The 14365-nt window shown below is 67.0% G+C and carries 14 protein-coding genes; all 14 read right to left on the bottom strand.

Annotated elements, in window-relative coordinates; translation table 11 throughout:
* Positions 1–66 precede the first annotated feature (66 nt).
* Positions 67–1074, bottom strand: coding sequence for an SLAC1 anion channel family protein (locus DFR45_RS06015; protein ID WP_114483017.1), 1008 nt, complete (start codon positions 1072–1074; stop codon positions 67–69).
* A 29-nt stretch (positions 1075–1103) separates the two neighbouring features.
* Positions 1104–2009, bottom strand: coding sequence for a M48 family metallopeptidase (locus tag DFR45_RS06010; RefSeq protein ID WP_114482804.1), 906 nt, complete (start codon positions 2007–2009; stop codon positions 1104–1106).
* Positions 2006–2785 carry a lysophospholipid acyltransferase family protein gene (locus tag DFR45_RS06005; protein ID WP_114482803.1) on the bottom strand — a complete coding sequence of 260 codons (780 nt, stop codon included), beginning with the start codon at positions 2783–2785 and terminating at the stop codon, positions 2006–2008. Before DFR45_RS06005 ends, DFR45_RS06010 begins: the two co-directional genes overlap by 4 nt.
* A gap of 125 nt (positions 2786–2910) precedes the next feature.
* The gene (locus tag DFR45_RS06000) at positions 2911–3546 is read right to left on the bottom strand and encodes an HAD-IIIA family hydrolase (RefSeq protein WP_114482802.1); all 636 of its coding nucleotides are present in this window, start codon (positions 3544–3546) and stop codon (positions 2911–2913) included.
* Between the two features lie 33 nt (positions 3547–3579).
* On the bottom strand, positions 3580–5766 hold the full coding sequence (glyS, locus tag DFR45_RS05995; protein ID WP_114482801.1) for a glycine--tRNA ligase subunit beta: 2187 nt from the start codon (positions 5764–5766) through the stop codon (positions 3580–3582).
* Between the two features lie 7 nt (positions 5767–5773).
* Entirely contained in the window at positions 5774–6244 is a 471-nt protein-coding gene (locus DFR45_RS05990; protein ID WP_114482800.1) for a type II toxin-antitoxin system VapC family toxin, read from the bottom strand.
* 42 nt (positions 6245–6286) lie between these two features.
* Positions 6287–6583 (bottom strand): AbrB/MazE/SpoVT family DNA-binding domain-containing protein, encoded by a 297-nt coding sequence (locus tag DFR45_RS05985; RefSeq protein WP_241659283.1) that lies wholly within the window; start codon positions 6581–6583, stop codon positions 6287–6289.
* 76 nt (positions 6584–6659) lie between these two features.
* Complete coding sequence (gene glyQ, locus DFR45_RS05980; RefSeq protein ID WP_114482799.1) at positions 6660–7565, bottom strand: glycine--tRNA ligase subunit alpha; 906 nt, start codon at positions 7563–7565, stop codon at positions 6660–6662.
* Between the two features lie 76 nt (positions 7566–7641).
* Positions 7642–8868, bottom strand: a complete 1227-nt coding sequence (fabB, locus tag DFR45_RS05975) for a beta-ketoacyl-ACP synthase I (RefSeq protein ID WP_114482798.1) — start codon at positions 8866–8868, stop codon at positions 7642–7644.
* A 17-nt stretch (positions 8869–8885) separates the two neighbouring features.
* Positions 8886–9428 carry a 3-hydroxyacyl-[acyl-carrier-protein] dehydratase FabA gene (fabA, locus tag DFR45_RS05970; protein WP_114482797.1) on the bottom strand — a complete coding sequence of 181 codons (543 nt, stop codon included), beginning with the start codon at positions 9426–9428 and terminating at the stop codon, positions 8886–8888.
* 78 nt (positions 9429–9506) lie between these two features.
* Positions 9507–11069, bottom strand: a complete 1563-nt coding sequence (gene lnt, locus DFR45_RS05965) for an apolipoprotein N-acyltransferase (RefSeq protein WP_241659282.1) — start codon at positions 11067–11069, stop codon at positions 9507–9509.
* Positions 11070–11143: 74 nt separating this feature from the next.
* The gene (locus tag DFR45_RS05960) at positions 11144–12013 is read right to left on the bottom strand and encodes a CorC family transporter (protein ID WP_114483015.1); all 870 of its coding nucleotides are present in this window, start codon (positions 12011–12013) and stop codon (positions 11144–11146) included.
* Between the two features lie 482 nt (positions 12014–12495).
* Entirely contained in the window at positions 12496–13230 is a 735-nt protein-coding gene (locus DFR45_RS05955; RefSeq protein WP_114482795.1) for a GNAT family N-acetyltransferase, read from the bottom strand.
* A 150-nt stretch (positions 13231–13380) separates the two neighbouring features.
* Positions 13381–14328 (bottom strand): esterase/lipase family protein, encoded by a 948-nt coding sequence (locus tag DFR45_RS05950; protein ID WP_114483014.1) that lies wholly within the window; start codon positions 14326–14328, stop codon positions 13381–13383.
* Between the last annotated feature and the right edge of the window lie 37 nt (positions 14329–14365).

Genomic DNA, 14365 nt, shown 5'->3' with positions numbered 1-14365 from the left:
CAAATTCTGCACGGGCCCATTTTTCAGCCAGGCCGCCAGCATCGAGACGCCGCGCCTGTCCGTCGCTCATTGTGGCCGGCTGAACTGCCCGTGCAGGGCAGCGCGCAGCGTGCGCCAAGCCAGCCAGGTGACGACCACGGTGAGCAACGCCAGCCCGGCCCAGGCCAGCACGGCGTACCACGCGTAGGCGCTGCGGTGCGCCATCTCGAAGCTCGCCATCGTGAACGCCGCGAGCGGAAACGAGTAGCCCCAGGCCGCCGTGGAAAAAGGCAGGCGCGCGAATTGCCGCACATGGCTTGCGAGCAGCAAAAAGACGAACAGCGCCATCGAATACAGCACACGCGCAAAGCCATCGACCTGCCCTGTGAGCGCCAGGTAGGCGACGCAGCCCGCCGAGGGCGGCGCGAGCAAGATCGCCAGCGTGGGCCGCATGGGCGGCGGCAGCGGCTCATGGAAAAACAGGCGGTAGAGCACGATGGTCATGAGCACGAGCCAGAACACCACGCCGATGCTGAAAAAGAACCAGCTGATGTCGGGCGGCGCCCACTGCATGCCGACGATAGGCATGAGGACGTTGCCCACGGCGGGGATGAACCAGGCGGGGCTCGCGTGCTGGATGCTGTAGTGCGGATGGAAGATCCAGCTGCCCACGGCGTGCAGGGTCAACACCAGATGCGCCGCGGCGCCCACGCTCCACAGCCCATGCGCCACACCCGGCAGCGTGGGCAGCCAGGCGATGGACAGCAGCACCATGCCGGTGGAGATCGCCGGAAAGAAGTTGACCTGCACCGGGTGCGCGCGCTCGGCCGCCACCTGCGCGGGGTAGCGCAGCGCCTTGAGGGCATAGAGCACGAAAAGCACCACATACAGCGCCGTCGCCACCCCGCGCAGACACAGCGCGGGCAGCGCGGGCGCACCCGCGAGGGCGCTGGCTTTGGCCCAGGCCAGCGCGAGCCCCGCCACGCCCATCACGGTGGTGAACAAGGCCACGGGCAGGTAAGCGAGCGATGGTGGCGCAGGCGCACTGCCGGCGCTGGTGTGCGTTGCAGGCGCGGGATCGGTTGGGGTGGTCATGGCTCGATCTTCGGGCGGGACGTTGCGCTTCAGTCCCACAACGGCGCAGGCTGGGCACGCAATTGCTGACGGCGCGTGGCGTAATCGGGCAACACGCCTTCGACGATGCGCCAAAAACGCGGGCTGTGGTTCATCTCGCGCAGGTGGGCGAGCTCGTGCACCACCACGTAGTCGATCAGCGCCGGCGTGTAGTGCAGCAGGCGCCAGTTCAGCCGGATGGAGCCGTCGGCGCTCGCGCTGCCCCAGCGTGTGCGTGCGCTCGAGAGGCTGAGCCGCTGCCAGCGCACCTCGAGCTGCGGCGCAAAGTGCTCGAGCCGCGCGGTAAAGTGGCTGCGCGCCTGGCGCTGGAACCACGCCTGCACCCGCGTGCGTATCTGCTGCGCCGTGGCCTCTGGCTGCAACGGAAGACGCAGTGCGCGCGCGGGCACAGAGGCCGGCTCTTGCGCCGGCTCTTGCACCAGTTGCACCCGCCCACCCTGCATGCCGTCCAAATGCAAGCCCAGCGGCGCACCCAGGTAGGGCAGTTGCGCGCCGTGGGCCCAGACGATGCGCCCGGCTTCGCGGCGCTGCTGCAGCACGCGCACCTCGTGCAGCTTGCGCACGATCCAGCCCGCCTTGCCGTGCAGCGCGTGCTCGATCTCGGCCAGCGCCACGCCTGCGGGCGCGCGCACCGTGAGCCCTTCCCCATCGACCACGAAGCCTATGCTGCGCCGACGCACACGCTGCAGCGCATACGCCACCAGCACGCCGCCAAGCACGACCTGCCGCTGCGCCGCGGGATGCCGAAAAAACACCACAGTAGCTTCGTTTTCAGGAGCTATTGGCGCTTGATCTGTCTTGTTTACAAGGCTTTTTTGCCTTGAACTTTGCAGCGCGTCCGGTTGCGCTGCAGCGCCCCAGCCATCCAGCAATCCTTGCAGCAGCTGCGCGATCATGGCTGGTCGGCGCCCTTCTTGGATGGCTCGGAAGGTTGTGCCGGGTAGGCTTCGGGATCGAGGCGGCGCATTTCGGCCTCTATCCAGTTTTCGACTTCCTGCATCAGTTCGTCGGGCCGCCGTCCCTGGCTCGGGATGGGCTTGCCGATGGAGACATCGACCACGCCGGGACGCTTGACGAAAGCCTTGGGTGGCCACACGCGCGCCGAGGTCACGGCGATCGGCACCACGGGCACGCCCGTGCGTATGGCCAGGCGCGTGCCGCCGCTTTTGTATTCGCCCTTTTGGCCGCGCGGGATGCGCGTGCCCTCGGGAAACATGATGATCCACGTGCCCTGGTCGAGCAGGCGCTGCCCTTGCTGCACGAGCTTTTGGAACGCACGCACGCCATCTTTGCGGTCGATGTGGATCATGTCGAGGCTGCCGATCGACCAGCCGAAGAAGGGGATGCGCAGCAACTCCTTTTTGAACACGTAGGCCAAGGGGTGCGGCATGATCGCCGGCATCAGAAAGGTTTCGTACGTCGATTGGTGCTTGCACAGCAGCACCACACCCTGGCGCGGGTCGGTGGGCAGATTTTCCATGCCCTGGATGCGCGGGCGTATGCCCAAAAACCATTGCGCCGCGTGGATGGACAGCGCCAGCCAGGCGCGGGCGATGCGGTAGAGCACCGCCTTGGACGCGCCCAAGACGCGGCACAGCAAAATCGCCAGCGTATAGGGCACGACGGTGATGGCCATCCAGAGCAGATGGAGCAGAGAGCGCAACAGGGCCATGCGTCAGATCTTCAAGAGTGTTTTTGCAGTGTAGCCATTGCTAGACGTGCGCTGGTAGCTACCATTATGCAAGCAAATACGCGGTGTGCTCGAACGCCCGGCATAGCATCTGCCCGAAAGCGGCCTCATGCGGCGTGCGGCGCACCGGGCGTGGGCGCCACCGGCAAGGGCAGCGGCGCCTCGGTGGGTACTGGCGCATCGCGCGCGCCGGGCGTAGCGGCCGCGAGGGGCGGCTGCGCCTCTTGCAGCACCTGCTCGACCATCGCCGCGAGGCTCGCGTGCACCTGCGTACCCGCGGGCAAGTCTGCGTGCGGCGCATTCGCAGCCACGCAGTGCAAAGCGCGCACGCCCAGCGCGCTGGCGGCCTCCAGCAAGGCCGCGCTGGCGCCCGCCACGAGCAACTGCGGCGCTTCGACGCCGTAGCGCTCGCAAATCTGCGCGAGCAGCGCTGGCCGGGGCAAGCAGCAGTCGCAGGCGTCCTGCGGCGCATGCGGGCAGAAAAACACCGCATCGATGCGCGCCCCCAGCGCTGCGAGCTGGCGGTACATCTTCGCGTGGATGGCGTTGAGCACCGTCACGTCGAACAGGCCGCGCCCCAGCCCCGGCTGGTTGCACGCAAGCACGACGCGCCAGCCCGCACGGTTGAGGCGCGCGACGGCTTCGAGCGCGCCGGGCAGCACGATCCACTCGTCGGGCGAGGCGATGTAGCCGTCTCCCGGCAGGTTCAGCGTGCCGTCACGGTCGAGAATCGCGAGCTTCATGGGAGGGCTCCTGCGCAAATGGGCGTTCTGGCGTCACACGGCCAGGCGCGAGAGATCGGCCACGCGGTTCATCGCGAGGTGCAGCGCCTTGAGCAGCCCCAGGCGGTTCAGGCGCACGTCGAGCTGTTCGGCGTTGACCATCACGTCGTCGAAGAACGCATCCACCGGCGTGCGCAACGCTGCCAGGGTGCGCAGCGACCCGGTGTAGTCGCCCGCGGCAAACTGCGCATCGGCGCGCGGCACGGTGTGCAGCATGGCCGCGTAGAGGGCTTTTTCCGCAGGCTCCTGCAGCAGCAACTCGCTCACGTGCGGATCGACCACTTCCTCGGCGTCGCCGGCTTTTTTGAGGATGTTGGCGATGCGCTTGTTCGCCGCGGCCAGGGCTTCGGCCTCGGGCAGCGTGGCAAACGCGCGCACGGCCTGCAGGCGCTTAGGCACGTCGGCCAGGCGCTGCGGGCGCAGCGCGAGCACGGCCTCGACCGCGCGCGCCGCGTAGCCCTGCTCGCGCAGCAGGCCCGCGAGGCGCTCGTAGATGAAGTCGGCGAGCGGCACACGCGGGTCTTCGATCAGGCTGCCGAACGCGGGCACGGCGGCGCCGAGCAGCGCGTCGAGCTCCAGCGGCAGCGCCTTGTCGATCAGCATGCGGATCACGCCGAGCGCGTGGCGGCGCAGCGCGAACGGGTCGCGCTCGCCCGTGGGCAGGTTGCCGATGCCGAACATGCCCACCAGCGTCTCGAGCTTGTCGGCCAGCGCCACCACCACGCCCACGGGGCCGCGCGGCAGGCTGTCGCCCGCAAAACGCGGCTTGTAATGGTCTTCGATGGCGTCGGCCACTTCCGCCGGCAGGCCGTCGTGCAACGCGTAGTAGCGGCCCATGGTGCCTTGCAGCTCAGGGAATTCGCCCACCATGTCGGTGAGCAGGTCGGCTTTGGCGAGCTCGGCGGCCTGGTCGGCCTGCAAGGCCAGCGCGCGCCACGCGCCCGCAGCCTCGGCCTCGGCCGCCGCGGCGAGCTGCTGCACGATCGCCCGCGCGATCGCGCGCACGCGCTGCACGCGCTCGAGCTGCGTGCCGAGCCGGTTGTGATAGACCACCTTGGCCAGCTGCGGCACGCGGCTCGCGAGTGGCTTTTTGCGGTCCTGGTCGAAGAAAAATTTGGCGTCCGCGAGGCGCGGGCGCACCACGCGCTCGTTGCCGCCGATCACCGCGCTCGCGTCTTGCGGGCAGATGTTGCTGACCACGAGAAAGCGGTTCGTGAGCTTGCCCGCCGCGTCGAGCAGCGGAAAGTATTTCTGGTTCGCCTGCATGGTCAGGATCAGGCACTCCTGCGGCACCTCGAGGAACTCGCGCTCGAATTCGCACACGAGCACGTTCGGGCGCTCGACCAGCGCCGTCACCTCATCCAGCAGTGCATCGTCTTTGATAGCTGTCAGCGCTGGCCCTGCCTTGGCTGCAGCCTGATTCAGCTGCGATTCGATGACCGCGCGGCGTTCGCCGAAGTGCGCAATCACCGCGCCTTGCGTGCGCAGCGCCTCGGCGTAGGCGTCGGCGTGCGCCAGCTCGATCGGCTCGGCCTGCGCCTCGAAGCGGTGGCCGTGCGTGTGGCGCCCCGCGCGCAGGCCCAGCGCGTGCACCGGCACCACCTGCGCGCCGTGCAACGCCACCAGGCCATGCGCGGGGCGCACGAAGTGCACCGTGCTCCAGCCCGGCAGCTCACAATCGGTTTCGAGCTGGTAGCTCATCACCTTGGGGATGGGCAGCCTGGCGATGGCTTCGTGCAGGGCTTTTTGCAAGCCCACGGCGAGCGTTGCGCCCGGCGCCACGCTGTCGAGAAACAGCGCCTCGGTCTTGCCGTCGGAGGCACGCTGCAGGCGCGCGAGCACCGCGGCGAGCGCAGCGTCGCTGCCCACGTCCACACCCAGGGCCTGCAATTTTTTGCGCAGCGCTGGCGTCGGATTGCCTTGCGCGTCCAGCCCCACGGCCACGGGCATGAGCTTTTGGCGCACGGCTTGGTCGGCGGCCTTGGCGGCCACGCCAGTGATGTGGGCGCCCAGGCGCCGCGGCGAGGCATAGGCCGTAACCTTGGCGTCGGCCGCGGCCAGCCCTTGCGCGCGCAGCTGCTCGGCAAGCACGCCGGCGAAAGACTCGCCCAGTTTCTTCAGCGCTTTGGGCGGCAGTTCTTCGACGAACAATTCCACCAGCAGATTCGCGTTGGCGTTCATTCCATTCCTATGACAAAAGTTCAACGATTCGAAACCCGAGCCGCTGCGCGCTCGCCTGCATCGCGGCGTCCAGCGTGGCCACGGCCTTGCAGCCGTGGCGCTGCGCCACCGCAAGGTGCAGCGCGTCGCCGCCGCGCAGACCGCTTGCCGCATCGGCCACCCAGTCGGCGGCTTGCAGGAAATCGGCCTCGATCACGTTCAGGCGGTGCACCATGTCCATGGCTTCGATGAAGCGCTCGCGTGCCAGCTGCAGGCGCGGGCCCGTGAGCGCCTTTTTGCGCACCTGGATGCTCAAGGCGCTGGCAAATTCGGTCTCGGCCCACCAGGCGGTGCCCAGGTGCGACATGTCGGCCTGCGCCATCCAATCGATCACGGCTGCGCCTTCGCTTTCATGAAAGCAGTAGGCACACCATACGCTGGTATCGACGTAGGTGGCGTCCCAGCGGCGCTGCGGGCGGTGTAGGGTCGTGAGGGGCATGGAGGATTGGGGGGCTTGCGTCGGCAGGTGCTCAAGGCGCTGTCAATAGCGTTCATTGGCGCGCACTTCCTCGATCACCGACTCGGTCAGCGGCATGCTGGCCAGGTGCGCCCGCGCACGCGCAATCCATTCCTCTTTGCTCAGCTTGGGGCGCTGGCGCCGTGCCGACAGCTGCCAGGCACCGCCCGGCGTGGCTTCGGGCGGCTGCAGGTGCAGCGTGTCGCCCTCGCGCACGCCGAGCTCGCGCGCGAGCGCTGCGGGCAGGCGCACCGCGAGGCTGTTGCCCCAGCGGCTCACGGTCAAGTCCAGGCCCTCGGTGGGCAGGTCATTCGCTCCCATGGTCGGCTCCTTTCGCGGCGCAAATGTAGATACTCGTATCTACATTGTAGAGGCCGCACGCCCCATCGCGCACCGCTCAGGCCGCCTTGGGCGCGAGCTGCGCCACCCATTCGCGCGGCGCCATCGGAAAGCCCAGGCGCTCGCGGCTGTCGTAGTAGCTCTGCGCCACGGCGCGCGCGAGGTTGCGGATGCGGCCTATGTAGGCGGCGCGCTCGGTCACGCTGATCGCGCCGCGCGCGTCCAGCAAATTGAAGGTGTGCGCGGCCTTGAGCACCTGCTCGTAGGCGGGCAACGCGAGCTGCTGCTCCATCAGGTATTTGGCCTGCTTTTCGTGCGCGTCGAAGGCCGTGAACAAAAAGGCCGCGTCGCTGTGCTCGAAGTTGTACGCGGACTGCTCTTTTTCGTTTTGCAGGTACACGTCGCCATAGCTCAGCCCCTCGGTCCACTGCAGGTCGTAAACGTTGTCCACGCCTTGCAGGTACATCGCCAGACGCTCCAGACCGTAGGTGATTTCGCCCGTGATCGGGCGGCAGTCCAGGCCGCCGACCTGCTGGAAGTAGGTGAACTGGGTCACCTCCATGCCGTTGAGCCACACCTCCCAGCCCAGCCCCCAAGCGCCCAGCGTGGGGTTTTCCCAATCGTCCTCGACGAAGCGCACGTCGTTTTTCTTCAAGTCGAACCCCAGCGCCTCGAGCGAGCCCAGATACAGCTCGAGGATGTTGCTCGGTGCGGGCTTGAGCACGACCTGGTATTGGTAGTAGTGCTGCAGGCGGTTGGGGTTTTCACCGTAGCGACCGTCCTTGGGGCGGCGGCTGGGCTGCACGTAGGCGGCCTTCCAGGGTTCGGGGCCGATTGCTCTTAAAAATGTAGCTGTATGCGAAGTACCAGCGCCGACTTCCATGTCATAAGGCTGCAAAAGCGCGCAGCCCTGGGCAGCCCAGTATTGCTGCAGTGTGAGGATGATTTGCTGAAAGTTGAGCATGGCGTGAAGCGCGCGGCCTGGGTGCCGCGCGGCGGTCGGTGATTGGAAAAGAGACGGAAGATGGCGGCGCGCGCCCTCAAGCGCCGTCCCAACGGCGCAGCACCAGGCAGGCGTTGGTGCCGCCGAAGCCGAAGCTGTTGGACAAGGCCGTGCGGATAGCCGCGTCACGCGTTTCGCGCACGAGCGGCATGCCTTCTACCGCAGGATCGGGCGTCTCGACGTTGATCGAGCCCGCGATGAAACCTTGCTGCAGCATCAAGAGGCAATAGATGACCTCCTGCACGCCCGTCGCGCCGAGCGAGTGGCCGGTGAGCGACTTGGTCGAGGAAAACGGCGGAATCGCATCGCCAAACACGGTGCGGATCGCACGCAGCTCGGGCACGTCGCCCACGGGCGTGGAGGTGCCGTGCGTGTTGATGTAGTCGATGGGCTCGTGCAGGCCCGCGATCGCCTGGCGCATGCAGGCCACGGCGCCGTCGCCCGAGGGCGCAACCATATCCACGCCATCCGAGGTGGCGCCAAAGCCCACCACCTCACCGAGGATGGTGGCGCCGCGCGCCTGCGCGTGTGCGAGGCTTTCGAGCACCACGGCGCCACCGCCGCCCGCGATCACGAAGCCGTCGCGGTGCGCATCGTAGGGGCGCGAGGCTTTTTCGGGCGTGGCGTTGTAGGCGCTGGACATCGCGCCCATGGCGTCGAACAGCATGCCCATGCCCCAGCTCAGCTCCTCGCCGCCACCCGCGAACATCACGTCCTGCAGGCCGAAAGCGATCTGCTGCGCGGCCACGCCTATGCAGTGCGCCGAGGTGCTGCAGGCCGAGGTGATCGAATAGTTGATGCCCTTGATGCCAAAGTTCGTGGACAGGCACGCCGAGACGGTGGAACTCATGCAGCGCGTGACCTGATAGGGCCCCACGCGCCGTATGCCCTTGCTGCGCAAAATATCGGCAGCCTCGATCTGGTTGGCCGGCGAGCCGCCGCCCGAGCCCATGATGAGCCCCGTGCGCGGGTGCGAGACTTCGGCCGGCGTGAGGCCCGCCTGCGCGATCGCCTGCGCCAGCGCCACATGCGCATAGGCTGCGGCGTCGCCCATGAAGCGCCGCTGCTTGCGATCGATATGCGCGTCAAGGTCGATCTGCGGCACGCCCGCAACCTGGCTGCGCAGGCCCATTTCGGCAAATTCGGGCATGGCGCGAATGCCCGAACGCCCCGCACGCAGCGCCGCCGTAACGCTGGCGCTGTCGTTGCCTATGCAAGAGACGATGCCGGTGCCGGTGATGACTACGCGTTGCTTGCTGCTCATGCTGTGACTCCTCAAGGCTAAGCTGAGACTGGACTTTGCTGCGCGCCGGCGCCGAGCCCCTTGTCCTTCTGGAACAGCCCCACGCGCAGGTCGTTGGCGACGTAGATTTCCTGACCATCGACGCACATGCGCGCGTCGCCTATGGCCATGACCAGTTTGCGCTTGATCACGCGCTTGATGTCGATGTCGTAGCTCACGAGCTTGGCCTCGGGTCCGACCTCGCCGGTGAACTTGACCTCGCCCGCACCGAGCGCGCGCCCGCGGCCCGGCAGGCGCAGCCAGGTCAGGTAAAAGCCGATCAGCTGCCACATGGCGTCCAGCCCGAGGCAGCCCGGCATCACCGGGTCTCCTTTGAAGTGGCAGGCAAAAAACCAGAGGTCAGGGCGCACGTCGAGCTCGGCACGGATCTTTCCCAGCCCATGCGCACCGCCATCGTCGTCGATGTGCGTGATGCGGTCGAACATCAGCATGGGCGGCAGCGGCAGGCGGCCGCTGTCGGGGCCGAACAACCGGCCTTCTGCCGAGGCGATCAGTTGCTCGTAGGAAAAAGAATCTACCATGTCAAACGTGCTCCAAGATGGGGCAAAAAAGCTTGCGCCCCGGCCGCGCGTACTGTGCGCAAAACAGCGATTATCCAATCACCGCACGCCCTGGTCGCGTCCTGGTCGCGCAACACAGGTCCACAAAAGCACCAGCACCGCCGCAAACCACAGCGGCGCAAGCCCCCAGCGCGCAGCCCAGCGCGCGTAGGGCGTGCGCTGGTCGCCATCTTGCGCGGCGTTCATGCCGCGGCCCTGCACCGCGCCGTAGAGCACGCCGCGCGTGAAGCGCGGGAGCTGGTGCGTGACCACGCCGCGGTAGTCGATGATGGCCGTGGCGCCAGTGTTCGTCGCGCGCACCATGGGGCGCTCGAACTCGAGCGCGCGCATGCGGCTGATCTGCAAGTGCTGGTCTATGGCCAGCGTGTCACCGAACCACGCGATGTTGCTGAGGTTGACGAACACCGTGGGCGCCTGCGCCGCGTCGGCAAAGCGCGCGGCGAGCTCCTCGCCGAACAAATCCTCGTAGCAGATGTTGGGCGCAAAGCGCTGCCCGGCCCAGGCGAACGAAGGCTGGGGCACGGCGCCGCGGCTGAAGTCGCCCAGCGGGATGTTCATCATCTCGGTGAACCAGCGGAAAAACGGCGGGATGAACTCGCCAAAGGGCACGAGGTGGTGCTTGTCGTAGCGGTACGGCGCAGCCTGCCCCGGCGCGAAACCCAGCGCCGAATTGGTGTAGCCGAGGTCGGCATCGCCCAGCGGGATGCCGAGCAGGCCCGCCTGCGCGCCTTGCGTGAAATGCGCCGCAATGCCCTCGAGGTAGCCGGGGATGAGCTGCTGCGGCAGCAGCGGGATCGCCGTCTCGGGCGCCACCACCAGCGCCGCCTGCGCGCTGCGCAAGGACTCGCCGTACCAGCGCAGCGCCAGCGCTACGCCCGTGCCGGGCTGGAATTTTTCGTCCTGCGGGATATTGCCTTGCAGCAGCGCGAGACTCACGCCCCCCGCCGCCTGCGCCCCACCTTCTGTGCCCGCCACCGATCGGGCGCAACCAGGCACCCCGTCAAGCGCGCCCAAAGCGCAGGCGCGCTGCCCGTGCGCCGCGGCCAGCAGCAGCGCCAGCGCGGCCACGAGCACCCAGGTGCGCGTGCGGCGCAAGTCCTGCAGGTGGAGCTGCGCCAGCCCCATCGCGAGCGCCGCCGCCACGGCGCCGATGCCATAGACGCCGACCCAGCGCGCGAGCGCGGCCAGCGGCCCCTCTACATGTGCGTAGCCGCCCGCGCCCCATGGAAAGCCCGTCCACCAGGTGCCGCGCGCGAGCTCCGCAAACAGCCAGCATGCAGCAAAAAAGAGAGCTGCCCACGCTTTATGGACGGGCGCAAATGCCCGAAAAAGCCCTGAAACCACGGCATAGTAGCTGCCGAGAAACAGCGCGAGCGCGAGCACCGCTGCCGCTGCCAGCGGCGCCGCCAAACCGGCGTAGGTGTGCATGGAGATGAACAGCCACCAGAAAGTCGCCGCGAGCCAGGCCGTCGCGAAAACCCAGCCCCACAGCGCGGCGCGCCGCCACGAAATCGGCTGGCACAACAGGCGCGCAAACACCGCGAGCGACACGATCTGCAGCCACCACTGCGGCGCACCGCTGCCGGGCCAGGCAAGCGACATGGCCTGCGCGACGCCGGCCAACGCAGCGAGGAAAAGCGCCCCCCCCGCAGCGCGCAAATGCAAAACCGCGCCCATCAGCCCGCAGCGTCGGCGCTGCGCGCCACCTTGAACCAGCGCACCGCACCGCCCTTGGTGTGCAGCACCGTGAAGTGCAGCCCTGCGAGCTGCAGCTGCTCGCCGCGCTTGGGCACGTGGCCCATTTCGTGCGCCACCAGCCCGCCGATGGTGTCGAACTGCTCTGCGGCCTCGTCGCCTTGCAACTGCGCGCCAAACATCTCGCAAATGCGCTCCACGGGCGTGTCGCCGCTCACGCGGTAGGTGCCGTCGGCCAAAGCGAAAATATCGCCTTCTTCTTCGGGGACGTCGAACTCGTCCTCGATCTCGCCGACGATCTGCTCGAGCACGTCCTCGATGGTGATCAGGCCCGCAACGCGGCCAAACTCGTCGATCACCACGGCCAGATGGTTGCGGTTTGCACGAAACTCGCGCAGCAAGTCGTTGAGCGCCTTGCTCTCGGGCACGAACACCGCCGGGCGCAGCAGCGCACGCACGCTCAGGCCCGGGGCGCGCTGCAGCTTGAGCAAATCCTTGGCCATCAAGGTGCCGATGATGTTCTCGCGCTCGCCCTGGTACACCGGAAAGCGTGAATGCCCGGTTTGGATCACGAGGTCCAGCAAGGTGTCGAGCGGAGCATCGATATCGATCAAATCCATGCGCGGTGCGGCGACCATCACGTCGCCCGCACTCATGTCGGCCAGCCGGATCACATGTTCGAGCATCACGCGCGCGTCGGCGCTGATGAGACCGTTTTCCTCGGCTTCTGCGAGCACTTCGATGAGCTCCTGCTTGGATTCCGGGCCGGGATGAATGAACTCGGCCACTTTTTGCAGGAAACTGCGCTTGTCTTCCTTTTCGGGAAATCGGGCGGGATAAGGGTCGGACACGATCTTGGCGTGCACGGCACGCGAGAAAAGCGAATCAGCCCTCTAGGATAGCGGATCGGCGCGACAGAACGTCCGCACGGAGCGTCGAGCGTGCCGCGCCAACGCTCCGGCCGCAGCCATCATCCCAGATGGTTCGTTAGGACGCGGGATGGTGGCGAGGCGGCTGGCGTGGCAGTTTGGTCGCGGGTGAGAAGTCCATGGCCAGTGCCATGGACGCCGAAGCCGCGGCCAAAATGACCGGCAGACATCCGCCAACGCCCGCGTAGGTGCGCAGCACCGCCTAATGGACAATCTGGGATCATCCCAGATTGTTCATTAGGACGCGGGATGGTGGCGAGGCGGCTGGCGCGGCAGTTTGGTCGCGGGTGAGAAGTCCATGGCCAGTGCCATGGACGCCGAAGCCGCGGCCAAAATGACCGGCAGACGTCCGCCAACGCCCGCGTAGGTGCGCAGCACCGCCTAATGGACAATCTGGGATCATCTCACTGCGCAGACTTGTGGCGCGCTTCGCGCACTCCCTGGCGGATCTCCTGCAAGCCAGAGAGAAAATCCCAAAAATGCTTGGCCTGCTTTTTGAACTGGTAGTCGAGCTCGGCGTACTGCTCCTCCACCAGCTCGGCCATGCGCGTGTCGAAATTTGCAGGCGGCAGTTGCAAGAAGGCTTCGGATTCCGAGCCCTCGTAACGCACCACGGCGCCGGCTTTGCGCGCAATTTTGAGCATGGGCACGTTTTCGGTCAGCGCGTGGATGAACATCATGTTCACGCCTTCATTGCGGGCGTGCATCACGGCACGCTCGAACAGGCGCGCCCCCAGCCCCTTGCCGCGCGCCTGCTTGAGCACGGACACGCCGAACTCCGCGCAGTGCTTGTATTCGGGGTGCTCGCTGAACGCCAGGTGCGCCATGGCGATGAGCTCCAGGCGCCGGTTGAAGATGCCGAACACTTCGTCGCGATCGAAATTGATCGAATCGACGTAGCGCTCGATCTGCTCGTCGGTCGCGGCGTAGCCGAAGCGCAGGTAGCGGTCACGCGCATCGAGTTGCAGCAAATGGGCTTTGATGCGCTCACGGTGCTGCGGCCCGAGCGCGCGAATCGGCACCATCACGGGCAGGCGGTGGTGCGTCTGCTGCGATGGAAAAGCGGCAGCAGGACGGACCTGCGGCGCATTTGGGGCCGCCTCGGAAGAGGTTTTGTTCTGGTCTTGGCTAGCGATCATGGTTTCATCCTAGGGTTTACCCTAATGCCCGGCATTATCCGCCCGCGTTTGCTGCGCTGCAACAAAATTGTGGTACTACCCCAACTGTAGAAGTGGTCTGCGCTCTTGGGGGTAAGTAATAGCCCTTATGGCGGCCATCCGCGTTGGGGCTCAAGCGTCGAGCAGTTCCAGGCAGGCTTGCACCAGTGGTGCATGGAAAGCCATCTGCAAGTGCGCAACCCCTGGCACCAGCCGGTTGTCCGCGCCGGGCAGTGTGGCCGTGCGCGCGGGAAAGACGACGCTGTCGCAATTCGAATACCAGCAGGTAAAGAGCGCGCCGCGGCTCGCCGGCTCTTGCCGCTGCAGGGCGCGCAACCAGGCGCTGCCCAGGCGCATTTGGCGCGCGTTGTCGGCAGCACTGAAGCGCGCGCTCCAGGTGCCCCCGTGCGGTGAGCCCAGCGTGATGATGCGGTGCACGCGACGCTCTACTGCCTCTGCGTCTGCAGTGCCGGCTTTTTCATTGCCAAGACCGGCGTAGGCCCGCAACCACGCACGCGCCGCGAGGCCTCCCATGCTGTGGCCGATGATGACGGGCGGCATGCCCGTGGCTGCCGTCACGCGGCGCACCGCAGCGTCTATGTCCGGGGCGTAGTCGTCGATCGAGCCGAACGCGGGCTCCAGCGTCAGCGCCACATAGGCATGACCGCGCGCGCGCAGCATGCGCATCCAGGGCAGCCAGAAGCCGCGGTTGCACAAAAAACCATGCAACAGCACCACGCCGCGGCGCGCCGCCTGCCCCTGCGGCGACGGTTCGGGCAGCCAGTCGGGTCCGGCATGTTCGCAAAAAGGCTGGCGCCAGCCGAACACCACGCAAGCCTGCAGCGCTTCGGCGGCCCAGGCGTGCAGCAGTTGCGCCAAACCGGGGCGCGGCACGGGCTCGCGCCGGTTGGCGCGCCACATGAAAATGAAAGGCAGCGCCTGCACGAGCCCGTACACCCCCCAGGCCAGGGCCCAGCCCGCAAGCGCATGGGCGGGCGAGCGCGGCCATTGCCAGGCCATCCAGGCGATCCATGCAAGCCAGGAACCCAACACCACGGCGCGCTGCCAGCGTGCATTCATGTCCACTCCTTTGGGTCATTGCCGTCCACGTCCTTGC

The sequence above is a fragment of the Extensimonas vulgaris genome, assembly GCF_003337425.1.
Taxonomy (GTDB): Bacteria; Pseudomonadota; Gammaproteobacteria; order Burkholderiales; family Burkholderiaceae_C; genus Extensimonas; species Extensimonas vulgaris.
The sequence above is the reverse complement of the archived record's forward strand: the minus strand, read 5'-3'. Positions and strand labels throughout refer to the sequence as shown.